Below are 17,331 nucleotides of genomic sequence, written 5' to 3'. Positions count from 1 at the left end.
AGCTGTTTAAAGTATAGGAAGAGTAATTACAGTGAGTAAGTTACAGCCACAACTACGCTATGCGGTCGTTGGCCTTGGTGCCAGCGGGCTTAGCTCTGTGCGCTTTTTACTTAAGCACGAAGTGTTGCCCTTAGTTTGTGATACTCGTCAGCAGCCTCCTGGTTTAGCCTCGCTGCCTGCTAGCTTGCAAGTGGTATGCGGCGAGCTGCCCCTTAAGCAATTACTTGAATGTGATGTGGTGATTGTTAGCCCTGGGGTCGCGTTAGCTACGCCCGAGTTACAAAGCTTGGCGAAAGCTGGTGTTCAGCTAATGGGTGACGTTGAGTTATTTTGTCACTATGCCGAAGCCCCCATCGTTGCGATTACTGGCTCAAACGGTAAAAGTACGGTCACTAGTTTGTTGGGCGAGATGGCTAAACACGCCGGGGTTAATGTTGCTGTAGGCGGGAATATTGGGGTGCCTGCCCTAGATTTGCTTTCGCCGCAGGTCGAATTATATGTTCTTGAGTTGTCTAGCTTCCAGTTGGAAACTACCAAAAGCTTGCGGGCTAAAGCCGCTACATTGCTAAATGTTAGCGAAGACCATATGGACCGATACCAAGGCATGGGCGACTACATTGCCGCGAAACAAACGGTTTACCAAAATGCTGAATATGCGGTTATCAACTTGGATGACGAACTGTCACAGCCGCAAGTCCAGCCCGAACACAGCTTGAGCTTTTCTGTTCATTTAGATGCTGATTATCGCCTAAGTGAAGATCAGCAATATCTAATGCGTGGGCAACAAGCGCTATTAGCCACCAATGAGTTGGCGCTGGTTGGCACCCATAATTTTGCCAATATACTTGCTGCATTAGCTTTAGCAGAGGCAGCAGGGCTTAACATTGATGCTTGCTTGCAAGCTGCAAAAAAATACCAAGGCTTAGCCCATCGCTGTCAATTGGTTGCTCGCAAACAAGGTGTTGCTTGGATTAACGACTCTAAGGCTACCAACGTTGGCGCTACCTTAGCTGCCTTAAACGGCTTAGCTGGTGGCCAAGGTCAACTTTGGTTAATTGCTGGTGGAGATGCCAAAGGCGGCGATTTACGTGAGTTAAAAGCTGCCTTTAGCCAAGTTGCCGGCGTTGTTGCCTTTGGTAAAGACAAGCAACGCTTTAAAGATTTAGATCAGCGTATCGAGCTGAAAGAAGATTTAGCAGAGAGTTTTAGTTGGTGTCAGCAACAAGCCAAAGAGGGTGACATAGTTTTGTTGTCTCCTGCCTGCGCCAGCTTGGATATGTATAAGAATTTTGAAGTACGCGGACAACACTTCTGCGAACTGGTGGAGGCGCTATGAAAGTAATGTCTAAACCACTTTGGTTCGAGAATACCTTACAGTGGTTAAACCCTGCTGCTAAAGAAAGCCAAGAGCCGCTTTTATTCGACCGTCATTTATTGTGGTTAGCCTTATGCCTGATGGTGATGGGGCTAGTGATGGTGGCATCTTCATCTATTCCAGAAGGCATCGCGATTAACGACGATCCATTCCGTTTTGCTAAACGGCACGGTATTTATTTGTTGTTGTGTTTAGCCACTATGGCTTTTGTGGTGCAAATCCCGCTAGCGTGGTGGCAATCTCATAATGCTAAATTACTGCTATTGTCGGGTGTTGCATTAGTACTGGTATTGCTGATTGGCCGCAATATTAACGGTAGTAGCCGCTGGATTGGCTTAGGACCTATAAACGTGCAGCCTGCCGAGTTTGCCAAACTTGCATTGTTCACTTATTTAGCCGGTTATCTAGTGCGTCGCCATGAGCAGGTACGTGAAAACTTAAAAGGCTTTTTAAAGCCACTTATCGTGTTCTTCTTCTTGGCGGTTTTGCTGCTAGCACAACCCGATTTGGGCAGTGTGGTAGTTATGTTTGTAACCACTGTAGGCATGCTGTTTTTAGCTGGCGCCAAGCTTATTCAGTTCTTTGGTTTGATTTTTACCGGTGTGGTAGCGGTGGTGACTTTGGTTATCGCAGAACCTTACCGGATGCGCCGAGTTTCCTCTTTTCTAGACCCTTGGCAAGATCCTTTTGGTAGTGGCTATCAGTTAACGCAATCTCTAATGGCTTTTGGTCGAGGCGACTGGCTAGGTGAAGGTTTGGGGAACTCTATTCAGAAGCTTGAATACTTGCCAGAAGCGCATACCGATTTTGTGGTTGCTGTATTAGCCGAAGAACTCGGATTTATCGGTGTCTGCGCGGTTTTGTTGCTACTTATTTTGTTGGTAAGCCGCGCCATGAAAATTGGTAAGCAGGCTTTACTGGCAGAGCAAGCGTTTGCCGGTTACTTAGCTTGCGGTATTGGTATCTGGTTTAGTTTTCAAACCATGGTAAATGTAGGCGCAGCTTCAGGCTTGGTGCCAACTAAAGGATTAACCTTACCGTTAATTTCTTATGGTGGCTCTAGCTTATTAGCGATGTCGATAGCAGTCGCTATCTTACTGCGTATTGATCATGAACTTCGATTGGCCAACTGTCAGGCCTATAAGAGAGATGCTCATGGTTAATGCTAAGCAAAATAAACTATTAGTAATGGCAGGTGGCACTGGAGGTCATGTATTCCCGGGTTTAGCTGTCGCTGATAAGTTAGCTGCACAGGGCTGGGATGTGTCGTGGTTAGGAACCGCCGAGCGTATGGAAGCTCAATTAGTGCCTAAACATGGTTACCCTATCGACTTTATTAGCATTAAAGGGGTTCGTGGCAATGGCTTGCTGCGCAAACTGGCGGCGCCGTTCAAATTGCTTAACGCGGTTCGTCAAGCCCGAGCAGTTATTAAGCGCTATCAACCCGATGTTGTATTAGGTATGGGCGGCTTTGCCAGTGGCCCAGGTGGTATAGCGGCATGGCTGCTAGGAAAACCATTGGTTTTACATGAGCAAAACGCGGCTGCCGGTCTAACCAACAAAATGCTGAGCAAAATTGCCAGTAAAGTACTAATGGCGTTTCCGGGAGCCTTAGATAAAGCCGAAGTGGTTGGCAACCCAGTGCGTGAGTCGGTATTAGCTTTAGACGAAAAGAGTGAAAGTGATTCAGCTAGTTTTAACTTGTTAGTGATTGGCGGCAGTTTAGGGGCACAGGTGTTTAACGAGCAGTTAGCCGAGGGCATAAAACAAAGCCAACTTGATTTAAAAATATGGCACCAAGCGGGTAAAAACAAACATAGCAGCGCAGTGGATGCTTACCGCCAGCAAGAACTTGATAAAAATTTGAGCGAAGCACCTAAAATTGTCGAATTTATTGATGACATGGCAGCAGCCTATCAATGGTCAGATGTGATACTCTGTCGCGCTGGCGCGCTAACGGTGTCAGAGGTGGCTGCAGCGGGGATCCCGGCTATTTTTGTTCCGCTGCCTTATGCCGTTGATGACCATCAAACCAAAAACGCGCAGTTTTTGGTTAAAGCTGATGCCGCACGTTTGTTAAAACAAACAGAATTTACGCCGCAAAATATTGCTGCAGTACTGAATGAATTTGCTGATCCTGCATTGCGTTTGTCTTGTGCTCGCAATGCACGAAAGCAGGCAATCACCGATGCTACTGACAAAGTAGCAGCGGTGTGCCAAGCGTTAATTAAAGAGTAGTTAGATGAGTAAAGTTGAGTTAGCCAAATTACGAACCATGATTCCAGAAATGCGCAAAGTGAAGCGAATTCACTTCGTGGGAATTGGTGGTGCCGGCATGGGCGGTATCGCCGAGGTATTGGCTAATGAGGGCTATCATATCTCAGGTTCAGACCAAGCCGCGAGTGCCATGACAGAGCGCTTACAAGGCGTTGGCGCCGAGGTGTTCTTCGAGCACAATGAAAGCAATATCGAGGGTGCTAATGTAGTGGTGGTATCAACTGCTATTAAAGAAGATAACCCGGAAGTACAAGCTGCCAGAGCTGCGCGTATTCCAGTGGTTCGTCGTGCAGAAATGCTAGCTGAGTTGATGCGTTACCGTCATGGCGTTGCTGTAGCCGGTACCCACGGTAAAACCACAACAACGAGCCTAATTGCCAGCATTTATGGGCAAGCAGAGTTAGACCCTACTTTTGTTATTGGTGGTCTGTTAAATAGCGCTGGTACCAACGCACGTTTAGGCAATAGCCGTTACCTAATTGCAGAAGCCGATGAAAGCGATGCATCTTTTTTGCATTTGCAGCCAATGGTTGCTGTGGTCACTAATGTAGAGCCCGACCATATGGAGACCTATGGCGGTGACGAAGCTCAGCTCCATGCAACATTTATCGACTTCTTACATAACCTTCCATTTTACGGTGTAGCGGTGATGTGTATCGACGATCCCGGTGTTCAAGCTTTGCTGCCGCAGATTGGTCGTCAGATTATTACCTATGGCTTCTCAGAAGAAGCTGATGTGCGTATTACTCATTTTGCTCAGCAAGGTGACCGTTGTTCATTTACGGTAAACCGCAAAGATTGTGAGCAACTTGATATATCGTTGAATATGCCAGGTGAGCACAATGCCCTAAATGCGGCGGCAGCCATTGCTGTAGCCAGCGAAGACGGCATTGAAGATGCTGCAATTGTAGAAGCCTTAAATCGTTTTGCCGGCATTGGTCGTCGTTTTCAACAATACGGTGAGTTTGCGACAGGTAATGGCTCAGCCTTGCTAGTGGATGACTACGGGCATCACCCAACAGAAGTTCTGGCAACGGTGAAGGCTGCACGTGCCGCTTGGCCTGAGCGTCGTTTAGTGATGGCATTTCAACCGCACCGCTATTCACGTACTCGCGACTTATATGAAGACTTCGTGGATGTATTAGCGCAAGTAGATAGCTTGCTGCTGCTTGAGGTGTATTCGGCTGGAGAAGAAGTCATTGCAGGAGCGGATAGTCGAGCATTGTGTCGAAGTTTGCGCCAGCGTGGTTTGGAGCCCATTTACGTAAAACAGCCTAGTGAGCTAAATGGTTTATTGGCTGATGTCATTGAAGATGGCGATGTTGTGTTAACCCAAGGCGCGGGCAATATTGGCGTTTTAGCGCGTCAGTTGGGCGAGTTACAGTTAAACATTAGCAAGCTTAAAGGTAGTGAAAGTTAATGGCGAGTTTAAGAATGAATCGAGTAGCAGTGCTGTATGGCGGCGATTCAGCTGAGCGCGAAGTGTCTTTAAAATCGGGTAGCGCAGTGCTGGCGGGTTTACTTCGTGCTGGTATTAATGCAGAAGGCGTAGATACCAAAGGTTTTGATTTAAATTTGCTTAAGCAAAAAAAATACAGTCATGTATTTATTGCCTTGCATGGTAGAGGTGGCGAAGACGGAACCTTACAAGGTGCACTTGAGTATTTAGGTTTGCCATATACCGGTAGCCGAGTGCTTGGTTCGGCTTTAGCAATGGACAAAATTCGCTGTAAGCAAATTTGGCAGAATATTGGCTTGCCAACAGCGGCATACGCGATTGTAGAACGAGATAGCTACAAGCCAGACGAAGCAGCGAGCATTTTAGCCAAGTTGTCTGGCGAGGTTATTGTAAAGCCGGCGTTAGAAGGTTCTAGCATTGGCATGGCTAAAGCCAACAGTGTCGAAGAGTTACAAGAAGCGATTGAAAATGCCTTTGAATACGACTCTAGAGTATTGATTGAACAGTGGATTACTGGCGCGGAATACACGGTGTCTATTGTTGGTGGCACGGTAATGCCTTCAATTAGAATGCAAACGCCACATAGTTTTTATGATTACAGCGCTAAGTACCAAAGCAGTTCTACCGAATATTTCTGCCCTAGTGGTTTAACTGAGGCGCAAGAGTCACAGTTAGCCGATATTGCCTTAAAGGCATTTAAATCTGTGGATTGTGAAGGTTGGGGGCGCGTTGATTTTATGGCCGACCAACAAGGCAATTGGTATTTGTTGGAAGTGAATACCTCACCGGGCATGACTGAAAAAAGTTTAGTGCCTATGGCAGCGAAGCAGCATGGTTTAAGTTTTGACCAGCTTGTCGTCAGCATTTTGGATCTGGCGCACTAGTCATGACGCTAAGTGACCAGCAAAAGCAGCGGGCAAGCTACTGGGCTGGAGTGGGATTTTTTTGTGCAGTGTTGTTGGGTTTAGCTTATTCAGTGCACTCGGTGTACAGCAGTGTAAGTGATAAGCAATTGAGTCCAATGACTCGGTTGTTGGTATCGGGTAAGCGTGATTACGTGCTCGATCAAGAATTACAGCAAAGCTTAGCGGCTTTGCCAGAAGCGGGTAACTTTTTTAGCCTCGACGTTTCTGAGGTGAAGCTTGCTTTAGAGCAGTTGCCTTGGGTTAAGCAGGTAACCGTTCGTAAGCAATGGCCAGATAAACTGTCGATTGCTTTACAAGAACAAGAGGTGGTGGCGCGATGGAATAATGCCGCTTTGCTTAATCAGCAAGGGCAGATTTTTGAAGCGCCGCAACAGCGAGTGACCAAAGCATTGGCTTCACTAAGTGGACCCGACGAACAGGCAGAAGCTGTGCTAGCTACTTTTCGCCAGCTGCAGCAAGTATTGCAAGCTCGCCAGTTAAGCATTGTTAGTTTGGCGCTAAACGAGCGTCATGCATGGCAAGTAGAATTAGCCAGCGGAATTGTTTTAAAGCTGGGCAAAGAAGATAAGTTAAATCGCATAGAGCGTTTTGTGTCGGTGTATCCGAGATTAAAACCAAATGCGGTGGATTATATAGATTTACGCTATGACACTGGATTTGCAGTGGGATGGAAGAAACAGGAAGGTTTGGCAATAGATGACCAAAGTAACGGATAGAAAACTGATCGTTGGCCTCGATATTGGTAGTGCCAAAATCACCGCTTTAATTGGCGAGATTTTGCCTAGCAACGAGATGAGCATTATCGGTGTAGGTAGTCATCCGGCTAAAGGTATGGATAAAGGTGGTGTAAATGACCTTGATTCTGTAGTGAAGACCGTTCAGCGCGCGCTGCAAGAAGCGGAATTGATGGCTGATTGCAAAATTAGTTCTGTTTACTTAGGTGTTTCTGGTCGTCATATTCGTTGCTTGAACGAAAAGGGCATGGTGCCAATTAGCGACGAAGAAGTCACTCAAGATGATGTAGATAACGCGATTCATACGGCTAAGTCAGTAAAATTGCCAGATGAGCACCGTATTCTACATGTATTGCCACAAGAGTTTGCCATCGACTTTCAAGAAGGAATTAAAAATCCGATTGGTTTGTCTGGTGTTCGAATGGAAGCAAAAGTGCATTTAATTGCTTGCCATAACGACATGGTTAAAAACATTGTTAAGTGTGTAGAACGCTGTGACTTGAAAGTTGATCAGTTGATATTTTCAGCCTTGGCTTCTAGTTATGCGGTGTTAACCGAAGATGAAAAAGAATTGGGTGTGTGTGTGGTTGATATTGGCTCAGGGACCATGGATATCGCAGTTTACACCAGTGGTGCACTGCGCCACACCTCGGTAGTACCGTTTGCAGGAACCTCGGTTACTCGTGACATTGCTACTGTGTTTGGCACACCACTTAACGACGCCGAGGCGGTAAAAGTGCGCTATGGCTGCGCCTTAGGCAGTATGGTAAGCCGAGACGATACCATTGAAGTGCCAAGTGTGGGTGGAAGGCCGTCACGCAGTTTGCAACGACAAACCTTGGCAGAAGTTATCGAGCCTCGATATAGCGAACTGTTTGGCATGATTAAAGCCAAGCTCGATGAGCTTACCGAAGACTTGCAAGCGCAGGGGACTAAGTTGCAGCTTGGTGCTGGTGTAGTGCTAACCGGCGGCGCGGCTCAGATAGAAGGCGTAGTTGAATGCGCCGAAAAGATTTTACAGTGTCAGGTTAGGGTTGGCTCTGCCAACAATGTGGCTGGCCTGACAGAATACGTACAAGCGCCAACTTACTCTACAGCAGTAGGTTTGTTGCATTACGGAATGGAAAACCAAAGTGAAAAACCAATTGAAGTAAAGAACATTAGCAGTGTTAGCAATATCGCCAAGCGATTGCACAGTTGGTTTAAGGGTGAATTTTAGTTTTTGCTAAATAGCGAAAATCAAGCGGAGAGAGAACTATGTTTGAGATTATGGATAGTCATACCGATGAAGCGGTAATTAAAGTTGTAGGTGTGGGCGGTGGCGGCGGTAACGCTGTTGAGCACATGGTTGCACAATCAATTGAAGGTGTAGAGTTTATCACCATTAATACCGATGCTCAGGCATTGCGTAATTCTGGTGCAGACAACACCCTGCAAATTGGTGGTGCTATCACTAAAGGATTAGGCGCTGGCGCTAACCCTGAAGTAGGGCGTGAAGCTGCAATGGAAGATCGCGATGCGATTATGAGCCAGCTGCAAGGTGCCGATATGGTATTTATCGCAGCCGGTATGGGCGGTGGTACTGGTACTGGTGCTGCACCAGTAGTTGCAGAAGTTGCAAAAGAATTGGGTATTCTTACTGTTGCTGTTGTAACTAAACCTTTTGGCTTTGAAGGTAAAAAACGTACTAGCTATGCTCAGCAAGGTATTGAGCAGCTTAGTAAAAACGTTGACTCCTTGATTACAATTCCAAACGATAAATTGTTAAAAGTATTGGGCCGAGGGGTATCTTTACTGGATGCATTTAAAGCGGCAAATAACGTATTACTTGGTGCTGTACAAGGTATTGCAGAGCTAATCACGCGCCCAGGTTTAATCAACGTGGATTTCGCCGATGTTCGCACGGTAATGCGTGAAATGGGTACTGCAATGATGGGTACCGGGATCGCATCTGGTGAAGATCGCGCTGAAGAAGCAGCTGAGCTAGCTATCTCTAGCCCATTACTAGAAGACGTTGATTTAGCTGGCGCTCGCGGTATCTTAGTTAATATCACTGCTGGCTTTGATATGAGCATCGAAGAGTTCGAAACAGTAGGTAATGCGGTTAAAGGTTTCGCCTCTGAGAATGCCACGGTAGTGGTTGGTGCGGTTATTGACCCAGAAATGAGTGATGAATTGCGTGTAACCGTAGTTGCTACTGGTATTGGCGCAGAGCGTCGCCCAGATATTTCTATCGTTAAACCTCAGCAACAAGCAGTAAATGCTGAGCCAGTTGCTCGCACTGCACCTATGGATTCAGCGCCAATGGTGGAAGAGCCAGCAGCAGTTGTGAACGCTGAGCCGCGCAATACCGCAGGGGATGGTGACTATTTAGACATCCCAGCATTTTTGCGTCGCCAAGCAGATTAATCTGTTAGGAAATGGTGAAGTTTTAGACAAAAGTTTGTGATGTGTCTCAAACTTATGTTAAGATGTCCGACCATTCTAGTTTATTGGTCGTAAAGCAGAGGAATTTTTATGCTTAAACAACGGACTCTTGAAAAGTCAGTACAAGCGACAGGGATCGGTTTGCATTCCGGACACAAGGTCACCATGGTCTTACGTCCTGCTCCTGCAAATACAGGTATCCTGTTTAATCGTACCGATCTTGATCCGGTTGTAACGATCCCTGCAAAAGCAGAGTTAGTGCGTGACACTATGTTATGTACGTGTCTTATCGATGATGCGGGTAACCGTATTTCAACGGTAGAGCACTTAATGGCTGCGGTTGCTGCGTTAGGCTTGGATAACTTGATTATTGACGTTGATGCTCCTGAGCTTCCGGTTATGGATGGTAGCTCAAGCCCATTTGTATTCTTATTACAATCTGCGGGTATCGAAGAGCAGGCAGCGGCAAAGAAATTTATTCGCATTAAACAGCCTATTCGTGTTGAGCACGAAGATAAATGGGCTGAGTTGTTGCCGGGTAATGACGGTTTTACTATCGATTTCTCAATCGATTTTGACCACCCAGCAATGGAAGGTCGTAACCAATCGATTTCGATGAACTTCTCAGCTGATAGCTTTGTTAAAGATATTAGCCGCGCGCGTACTTTTGGTTTCATGCGTGACATTGAGTATTTGCAATCTAAGAACCTAGCCTTAGGCGGTAGTTTAGAAAATGCAGTAGTGTTAGATGAATATCGAATTCTTAATGAGGATGGCCTTCGTTATGATGATGAATTCGTTAAACACAAGTTGTTAGACGCAGTGGGCGATTTGTACATGGCAGGACTACCCATCCTAGGTCATTTACGCGCTCATAAATCTGGCCATGCACTGAACAATAACTTAGTGCGTGCAATGCTTGAGCAACAACATGCTTGGGAAATTGTTACTTTCGAAGACAAAGCCGAAGCACCAGCTGCATACCAACAACCGGTATTCAGTTTCTAAATTAAAATATTGTCGGCGCTGACTATCTCTCTCCGCTCAGCGCCGCTAATTTTTCTAGCTTTTCCCTCAGTTCATCTGGTACGTGTTTCGCTAATTCTGTGATATGTTTGGCTGCTTGAGTGCTTAGCTGGCGTTTTCCAGTGCTTTTTTCCTCAGCTTCTGGTTTAATGTTTTTCAATTCGGGATTTATTTTAAGTTCCAAACTGACAACCCCTGGTATGGCTTTTCGCAGCTCACTTAACAGATCGAATCGAAACTGTTTTAAGCGGGTTAACCAAGCCGAACTAGGAGCCTCGATAATAGCGACTCCTTGACGCATATTAACGATACGGCATTGCTGTAGTTTGTAGCGTGCCAAAATTTCACCACCCAGTTGCTGTAACTGAACGCGTTGCTGCAGTGGTTGTTCGATTTTTGCAAACTGTTTCTGATGAAATAGACGCTCGATCGAAATAGGTTGGTGCTGTCGTTTGGACATAAGCTTAATAGTTAGGTATGAAATTAACTTTAGTATACGCCCATAAGGGCGAGACAAGAACTGTTCGTTTAAATCCGCTACGTTTAGCGTGGTTTGCGTTTTTGTTGGTATCACTTATTTGCAGTATTGCCTTATGGGGTGTACAGCAATATCAAAATTTAGCTAAGCAGCAAACTCAGTTGTTATCGCAGCTGGATAGTTTGAAAGCGGAGCCAAAGCTTGAGCTGTTTGAGCAGCAACTGCGTCACCGTTATAGTCAATTGGCGGTTAAAGTGGGCCAAATGCAAGTTGAGATGACTCGCCTTAATGCATTAGGCGCGCGTTTGATTGAAGATACCGAGTTTGCAGCTGAGTTTGATTTCGAATCAATGCCTCCAATGGGCGGCCCGATGTTAGACATTCAAGATACCAGCCATCAACCAAACAACCTGTTTTTAGACTTATCTTTGCTCGAGCAGCAAGTAGAGACCAAGAAAAAATCACTTAATTTGCTTGAATCTTGGCAACAAAGTCACCATCTAGTAAATAGTAGTTATATATCAGGTTGGCCAGCGAAAGGGCCGGGCATTTGGATTTCTTCGCCATTTGGTACCCGCATAGATCCTTTTACCAAACGTAAAGCACGCCATAAAGGTGTAGATATCGCGGGCAAAGAGGGGACTAAAATCCGCTCTGTGGGAGCCGGCGTAGTGGTTTGGGCCGGAAGTCGCTTTGGTTACGGTAACTTAGTTGAAATTGAGCATGGTAACGGGATGGTAACACGTTACGCGCATGCTAAAGCTGTATTAGTAAAAGAGGGTGATGTAGTAAGTAAAGGGGATGAGATTGCCTTAATGGGCAGCACCGGGCGTTCAACCGGATCTCACGTACATTTTGAAGTGCTTAAAAATGGTCGTCCACTAAATCCCAGTAAGTTTATTTACCGCAAAGCCAGTGCCTAGAAAATTGGATTTCGTCTTAGCAAAAGTAGTTTTTCATGATTAGTAAATTAGTAACAAAAATCGTTGGTACTCGAAATGACCGTACCATCAAAAAAATGCGCAAAGTAGTGAATACTATTAATGCGCTAGAGCCTGAATACGAAAAGTTGTCTGCTGAAGAAATTAAAGCTAAGGCGGGCGAATTTAGGGAGCGCTTGGAAAAAGGCGAAACGCTTGAAGCGATTCTTCCAGAAGCTTTTGCTGTGGTGCGCGAAGCATCAAAGCGAGTATTTGAAATGCGCCATTTTGATGTGCAAATGTTGGGCGGCATGGTGCTCAATGACAACAAAATTGCTGAAATGCGCACCGGTGAAGGTAAAACGCTTACTGCTACATTGCCTGCTTACCTAAACGGTGTAACTGGTAAAGGCGTTCACGTGATTACCGTGAATGACTACCTTGCACAGCGTGATGCTGATTGGAACCGTCCTTTATTTGAATACTTAGGTTTAAGTGTTGCAGTAAATATTTCTGGTATGGACCATGAGGCAAAAAATGCCGCTTACGCAGCTGACATTACCTATGGCACAAATAACGAGTTTGGCTTCGATTACTTACGCGACAACATGGCATTTGCACCAGAGCAACGGGTACAGCGTCCGCTAAACTACGCGGTAGTGGATGAAGTGGATTCGATTTTAATTGATGAAGCGCGAACCCCTCTAATTATTTCTGGCCCTGCTGAAGATAGCTCTGAGCTGTATAAACAGATTAACGATGTTATTCCGCTGTTGGTTCGCCAAGAGGAAGAAGACACCGAAGAGCAGATAGGCGATGGTCATTTCACCTTAGATGAGAAAAACAAACAGGTTCATTTAACAGAAAATGGTCAGATTTTTGTTGAAGAAACCTTGCAACAGCGCGGTATGTTGGAAGAAGGTGATTCACTTTATAACGCTGCTAACATTAGCTTGCTGCATCACGTTAATGCCGGTTTGCGAGCGCATACTTTGTTCGAGCGTAATGTTGATTACATTGTTAGTGAAACCAATGAGATTGTTATCGTTGATGAGCACACAGGCCGTACTATGCCAGGGCGTCGTTGGTCTGAAGGCTTACACCAAGCTGTAGAAGCTAAAGAAGGTGTACCAATTCAAAACGAAAACCAAACACTGGCGTCTATTACCTTCCAGAACTACTTCCGTTTATACGACAAGCTTTCAGGCATGACTGGTACTGCGGATACTGAAGCTTTTGAATTCCAATCAATTTATGGCTTAGACACAGTAGTTGTGCCGACTAACAAGCCAATGGTACGTGATGACCAAGGCGATTTGGTTTACCTGACTGCAGAAGAAAAATACCAAGCGATTATCAACGATATTCGCGAGTGTGTGAAAGCAGAGCGTCCAGTACTAGTGGGTACTGTTTCGATTGAAAATTCAGAGCTGCTATCTAACATTCTAAAAAAAGAAAAAATTAAGCATAACGTGCTTAATGCCAAGTTCCATGAAAAAGAAGCCGACATTGTTGCTGAAGCTGGCGTGGCTGGCGCAGTGACGATTGCTACCAACATGGCGGGACGTGGTACCGACATTGTGTTGGGTGGTAACTTACAAGTAGAAATAAATGCTCTAGGCGAAAACCCAACAGAGCAGCAATTAGCTGAAGTTAAGCAAAAATGGCAACAGCGCCACGATGCAGTATTAGCAGCAGGTGGTTTGCATATTATTGGTACCGAGCGTCATGAGTCACGCCGTATCGATAATCAGCTACGTGGTCGTGCTGGTCGTCAAGGTGATGCTGGTTCAACGCGCTTCTATCTCTCTATGGAAGACAGCTTAATGCGCATCTTTGCGTCTGACCGTGTTACTGGCATGATGAAGAAGCTAGGCATGGAAGAAGGCGAAGCTATCGAGCACCCTTGGGTAACTCGTGCCATCGAAAATGCACAGCGTAAAGTTGAAGGCCGTAACTTCGACGTACGTAAGTCATTACTTGAGTTTGATGACGTGGCGAATGACCAACGTAAAGTTGTCTACGAGCAGCGTAATGACTTAATGGATAGCGATAGTATTTCAGAAACCATTGAAGTGATTCGTGAAGATGTTTATTCGTCGGTTATTGATGAGTACATTCCACCACAATCTCTTGAAGAAATGTGGCAAGTTAGCGAGCTGGAGCAGCGCTTGAAGAGTGATTTTGGTTTAAATCTTCCTATTCAGCAGTGGTTGGATGAAGATGACAAATTACACGAAGACAAGCTTCGTGAAAAAATTATCGAAGCAGCTGTCGCTGACTACCAAGAGAAAATTGATAAAGTTGGCGCTGATGCGATTAAACAGTTTGAAAAATCGGTGATGTTGCAAACCTTAGATCAACTTTGGAAAGAACACCTAGCGGCGATGGATCATCTACGTCAAGGTATTCACTTGCGCGGTTACGCTCAGAAGAACCCTAAGCAAGAATACAAGCGTGAGTCTTATGAGTTGTTTACCCAAATGCTAGAGGCGCTAAAACTTGACGTAGTGAGCATTTTGAGCCGTGTGCAAGTGCAAGCGCCTGAAGAAGTTGAGGCAATGGAGGCAAAACGTCGTGAAGCCGAGCAGCGCGCCATGCAATTTCGCCAGCAACAAGCAGCACAGCAAGCTGATGAGCAAGCAAACGAAGCGGGTAAGACCGTTATTCGTGAAGGGCAAAAAGTAGGGCGGAACGATCCTTGTCCTTGTGGCTCAGGTAAAAAGTACAAACAATGTCATGGTAAGCTTTCTTAAGGCTTAGTTTGGCAACAAAAAAGGAGAGCTTAGGCTCTCCTTTTTTATCAACTCAAGGAGTACTCAGTGAAGGTTGTAAATGTAGCTGTCGGTGTAATTGTTAAAGGCGAAGAGATCTTACTTAGCCTACGTAACCTGCAACAGCATCAAGGCGGAAAATGGGAGTTTCCCGGCGGTAAAGTTGAGGCTGGAGAGTCAACAGTGGACGCTTTAGCGAGAGAATTGCAAGAGGAGCTGCTGATTAACATTGATAAAACTAGCTGTAAGCCTCTTATTCGCGTTGAGCACGACTATGGCGATAAAATGGTATGTTTAGATGTTTATACGCTTACTCGCTTTGAAGGGGAGCCTCAGGGGGCTGAACAACAAGAGATTCGTTGGGTAAGCAGAACCGAGCTAGCTAATTTGGCATTTCCAGATGCAAATGCGCCTATTCTGGCGCAAATTCTTAAACCCGACTTTCTAGCCTAAGTTTAAAACTCCCAGCTGTCGGGCTTGTCTTCATCTTCCTGCAGGTTTTGCCCGGCTATGTATTTTTCTTCGTTGGCCCATTCGCCAAGATCGATCAGTTTGCAGCGTTCACTACAAAAGGGTCTAAATTCACTAGTTGGCTGCCAAACGACTTTAGCGCTGCAGGTAGGGCATTTTACGGTGGCTTGATTTTTAGTTTTCATTAAGCAATTTTACAACAATAGAGTCGGCAAGGAATGTCTTCAATTTCTTGGTTTAAAGCACTGATGAATTTGATGGCGAAGCGGTGCTTGTGGCCACTCACCGTTGGGTAACATTGATATTCGGTATCTACTTCAATTCGTAACAAGCCACAATCGGCAGCCACACCCTGATAAAACCCTTTGTGAGCCATCACTTCAATATCACTGTGCTGTTCTCTAAGCAGTTTAAGCAAATGACTAATTGCTTCTGCGACTAACTGGAAAGGGCCTAACCATTGCTGTACTTGCTGATTAATCTGCGCTTGGGGCTGATTCAGCCACAAGTGCAAATAGGGAAGGTCGAAGCTACTGTTGCCACCGGGTAAACACAAACGCTGGCGAATGCTGGCTAATAGACGGTCATTTTTTAAGTGGTCGGATACGCGTGCATGTTTAGAAATAGCTGCAATTAACGTTTTTACTTGTAAAAGCAACTCTTCAATCTTGCTGGTATCTACATTGGGCATAGAGGCCCAATGGTCAAGCTTTTCCGCTTGTTTAGCCAAATCTTTGAGAAGATCTGCCCGCCATTCACAACGTTCCAATACCTCTGATACTTCAAACAGTACCCGGAAGAATTGTTGTTGCTGTAAGGGGTGCTGCAGTGCCTTAGATAGCATTAGTTGTTCGAACAATTGCTCTAAGCGTAAGTAATTACGTACTTTTTCGTTTAAAGGGTGCTCAAAGATCAATGCGGTCATAGCGGTTCAAATTCACAGCTTTTTAGGAAGTATCCAAACTAGTGTAACCATTGAACAATCAACTGTCATGGCTTTTGGCTATATCCAGGTAGAATTGGTGTAAACCAGCCACCTTTCGTTTAAGGTTAGTTAGGTCACTGTTATTTTCGATAACATCGTCTGCAGCTTGTAGTTTTAGCTCTCGACTCATTTGTGCGTCAACAATTTGTTGCGCTTGATGTAACTCGACTGCATCACGTGCCATAGTTCGGCTGAGTTGAATGTCTACCGGCGTATCTACAACTAAAACGCGATCAACCAACTGATTCAGCTTGTTTTCTAACAATAGCGGCGCAACCAGTATCTTGTATGCGCCCTTAGCTTGCTTAAGTTGGCGCAGCATCTCTTGTCGAATTAAGGGATGTAATAGCTCATTTAGCCATTCTTTCTTGTGTTGCTGCGCAAAGACAATCTCACGCAGTTTACTGCGGTTTAATGAGCCGTCAGCAAGCAAAATTGATTGACCGAAGTGCTGCGATATTTTGCTTAGGGCTGGTTGACTCGGTTCGACCACCTGACGAGCAACAATGTCAGCGTCAACAATCTTAATACCAAGCTCTTCGAACAGTTTTGATACTTGGCTTTTACCGCTAGCAATACCGCCTGTTAAGCCGATTATCACGATGCAAAACCTAGGTATGAGAAATACCAAGCATGAATCATTTCACCAAAAAACAAGTAGCAAGCACCACCTAAAGCTAGGTACGGTCCAAAAGGAATGGCTTGCCCTTGTTGGTTTTTTCCAAACACTATCAGGCTAATGCCTATAAACGCACCAGCAAAAGATGAGAGTAAAATTGTTAATGGCAGGGCTTGCCAGCCAAACCAAGCGCCTATCATTGCTAGCAGTTTAAAGTCGCCATAGCCCATGCCTTCTTTTCCGGTTAATAGTTTAAATAGCCAAAACAGGCTCCACAAAAAGCCATAACCAATAGCTGCACCCAATACGGCGTCATGTAGGCTAACGAAGCCTGAATCTAAATTTATCAGCAAGCCTAGCCACAAGGTGGGTAAAGTAAGCTGATCAGGTAAGTACATGGTATCTAAATCGATAAGTGTTAGACACAGTAATATAATGCAAAACAAGCTTGCAAACACAAAGGGTAAAGTAAGGCCAAATTGCCACCAACATGCCAAGGTTAAGCCTGCAGATGCTAGCTCAACTAAAGGGTAGCGAATACTAATGGGGTTGCTGCAATTAGCGCATTTGCCACGAAGGGCTAGCCAGCTAATAACAGGAATATTTTGCCAGGCTGTAATCAAGCTTTTGCACTTGGGGCAGGCTGAGCGTGGCAGCATCAGGTTATACACTTCTTGCTCTGAGGATTGCTCTGACTTCAATTCTTCAGACAAGAAGCTGCGGCATTCATTTTTCCATTGTCGCTCTAACATGATGGGCAAGCGATGAATCACTACATTGAGAAAGGACCCTATGCATAGGGCGATTAAAAGGCAGAAACCCAGCGCGGTGGCTGGGTAGAGTTCTATAAAACTAAGCAT

17 protein-coding genes are annotated in these 17,331 nt (G+C 45.4%); 12 read left to right on the top strand and 5 right to left on the bottom strand.

Annotated elements, in window-relative coordinates; all coding sequences use genetic code 11:
- The first annotated feature begins 31 nt into the window (after positions 1-31).
- From murD to lpxC, 9 genes are all read left to right on the top strand, one after another.
- Positions 32-1,336 (top strand): UDP-N-acetylmuramoyl-L-alanine--D-glutamate ligase, encoded by a 1,305-nt coding sequence (gene murD, locus OAG1_RS18090; RefSeq protein ID WP_338622268.1) that lies wholly within the window; start codon positions 32-34, stop codon positions 1,334-1,336.
- 5 nt (positions 1,337-1,341) lie between these two features.
- A complete protein-coding gene (gene ftsW, locus OAG1_RS18085) occupies positions 1,342-2,538 on the top strand; it encodes a cell division protein FtsW (protein ID WP_338626442.1) in 1,197 nt (398 codons plus the stop codon).
- Positions 2,531-3,613, top strand: coding sequence for an undecaprenyldiphospho-muramoylpentapeptide beta-N-acetylglucosaminyltransferase (gene murG, locus OAG1_RS18080; RefSeq protein ID WP_338622267.1), 1,083 nt, complete (start codon positions 2,531-2,533; stop codon positions 3,611-3,613). The genes ftsW and murG overlap by 8 nt, the downstream gene beginning before the upstream one ends.
- Positions 3,614-3,617: 4 nt before the next feature.
- On the top strand, positions 3,618-5,072 hold the full coding sequence (gene murC / locus OAG1_RS18075; protein ID WP_338622266.1) for a UDP-N-acetylmuramate--L-alanine ligase: 1,455 nt from the start codon (positions 3,618-3,620) through the stop codon (positions 5,070-5,072).
- The gene (locus tag OAG1_RS18070; protein ID WP_338622265.1) at positions 5,072-5,995 is read left to right on the top strand and encodes a D-alanine--D-alanine ligase; all 924 of its coding nucleotides are present in this window, start codon (positions 5,072-5,074) and stop codon (positions 5,993-5,995) included. Before murC ends, OAG1_RS18070 begins: the two co-directional genes overlap by 1 nt.
- Before the next feature lie 2 nt (positions 5,996-5,997).
- Positions 5,998-6,753, top strand: a complete 756-nt coding sequence (locus tag OAG1_RS18065; protein ID WP_338622264.1) for a cell division protein FtsQ/DivIB — start codon at positions 5,998-6,000, stop codon at positions 6,751-6,753.
- Complete coding sequence (gene ftsA, locus OAG1_RS18060; protein WP_016400787.1) at positions 6,734-7,990, top strand: cell division protein FtsA; 1,257 nt, start codon at positions 6,734-6,736, stop codon at positions 7,988-7,990. Before OAG1_RS18065 ends, ftsA begins: the two co-directional genes overlap by 20 nt.
- A 38-nt stretch (positions 7,991-8,028) precedes the next feature.
- Complete coding sequence (gene ftsZ / locus OAG1_RS18055; protein ID WP_338622263.1) at positions 8,029-9,180, top strand: cell division protein FtsZ; 1,152 nt, start codon at positions 8,029-8,031, stop codon at positions 9,178-9,180.
- A gap of 108 nt (positions 9,181-9,288) precedes the next feature.
- Positions 9,289-10,206, top strand: a complete 918-nt coding sequence (lpxC, locus tag OAG1_RS18050; RefSeq protein ID WP_163134754.1) for a UDP-3-O-acyl-N-acetylglucosamine deacetylase — start codon at positions 9,289-9,291, stop codon at positions 10,204-10,206.
- Positions 10,207-10,228: 22 nt separating this feature from the next.
- Here lpxC and OAG1_RS18045 read toward each other — a convergent pair whose 3' ends face one another.
- The gene (locus OAG1_RS18045) at positions 10,229-10,684 is read right to left on the bottom strand and encodes a DciA family protein (RefSeq protein ID WP_163134755.1); all 456 of its coding nucleotides are present in this window, start codon (positions 10,682-10,684) and stop codon (positions 10,229-10,231) included.
- A 17-nt stretch (positions 10,685-10,701) separates the two neighbouring features.
- Here OAG1_RS18045 and OAG1_RS18040 point away from each other — a divergent pair, with 17 nt between their 5' ends.
- The 3 genes from OAG1_RS18040 (at position 10,702) to mutT (ending at position 14,849) form a co-directional block, all read left to right on the top strand.
- Complete coding sequence (locus OAG1_RS18040; RefSeq protein ID WP_338622262.1) at positions 10,702-11,625, top strand: M23 family metallopeptidase; 924 nt, start codon at positions 10,702-10,704, stop codon at positions 11,623-11,625.
- 35 nt (positions 11,626-11,660) lie between these two features.
- Positions 11,661-14,378, top strand: coding sequence for a preprotein translocase subunit SecA (secA, locus tag OAG1_RS18035; RefSeq protein ID WP_338622261.1), 2,718 nt, complete (start codon positions 11,661-11,663; stop codon positions 14,376-14,378).
- A 66-nt stretch (positions 14,379-14,444) separates the two neighbouring features.
- Entirely contained in the window at positions 14,445-14,849 is a 405-nt protein-coding gene (gene mutT, locus OAG1_RS18030; protein WP_338622260.1) for an 8-oxo-dGTP diphosphatase MutT, read from the top strand.
- Between the two features lie 2 nt (positions 14,850-14,851).
- Here mutT and yacG read toward each other — a convergent pair whose 3' ends face one another.
- The 4 genes from yacG to OAG1_RS18010 are packed head-to-tail and all read right to left on the bottom strand — an operon-like array spanning position 14,852 to position 17,331.
- Positions 14,852-15,052: a DNA gyrase inhibitor YacG gene (gene yacG, locus OAG1_RS18025; protein ID WP_016400794.1), complete on the bottom strand. Its 201-nt coding sequence runs from the start codon at positions 15,050-15,052 to the stop codon at positions 14,852-14,854.
- Positions 15,052-15,792 (bottom strand): cell division protein ZapD, encoded by a 741-nt coding sequence (gene zapD / locus OAG1_RS18020; RefSeq protein ID WP_338622259.1) that lies wholly within the window; start codon positions 15,790-15,792, stop codon positions 15,052-15,054. Before zapD ends, yacG begins: the two co-directional genes overlap by 1 nt.
- A gap of 58 nt (positions 15,793-15,850) precedes the next feature.
- A complete protein-coding gene (gene coaE, locus OAG1_RS18015) occupies positions 15,851-16,453 on the bottom strand; it encodes a dephospho-CoA kinase (RefSeq protein WP_338622258.1) in 603 nt (200 codons plus the stop codon).
- The gene (locus OAG1_RS18010) at positions 16,450-17,331 is read right to left on the bottom strand and encodes an A24 family peptidase (RefSeq protein WP_338622257.1); all 882 of its coding nucleotides are present in this window, start codon (positions 17,329-17,331) and stop codon (positions 16,450-16,452) included. The genes coaE and OAG1_RS18010 overlap by 4 nt, the downstream gene beginning before the upstream one ends.

The organism is Agarivorans sp. OAG1, from assembly GCF_037076485.1.
Taxonomy (GTDB): domain Bacteria; phylum Pseudomonadota; class Gammaproteobacteria; order Enterobacterales; family Celerinatantimonadaceae; genus Agarivorans; species Agarivorans albus.
This window is presented reverse-complemented; position numbering and strand designations above follow the sequence as displayed.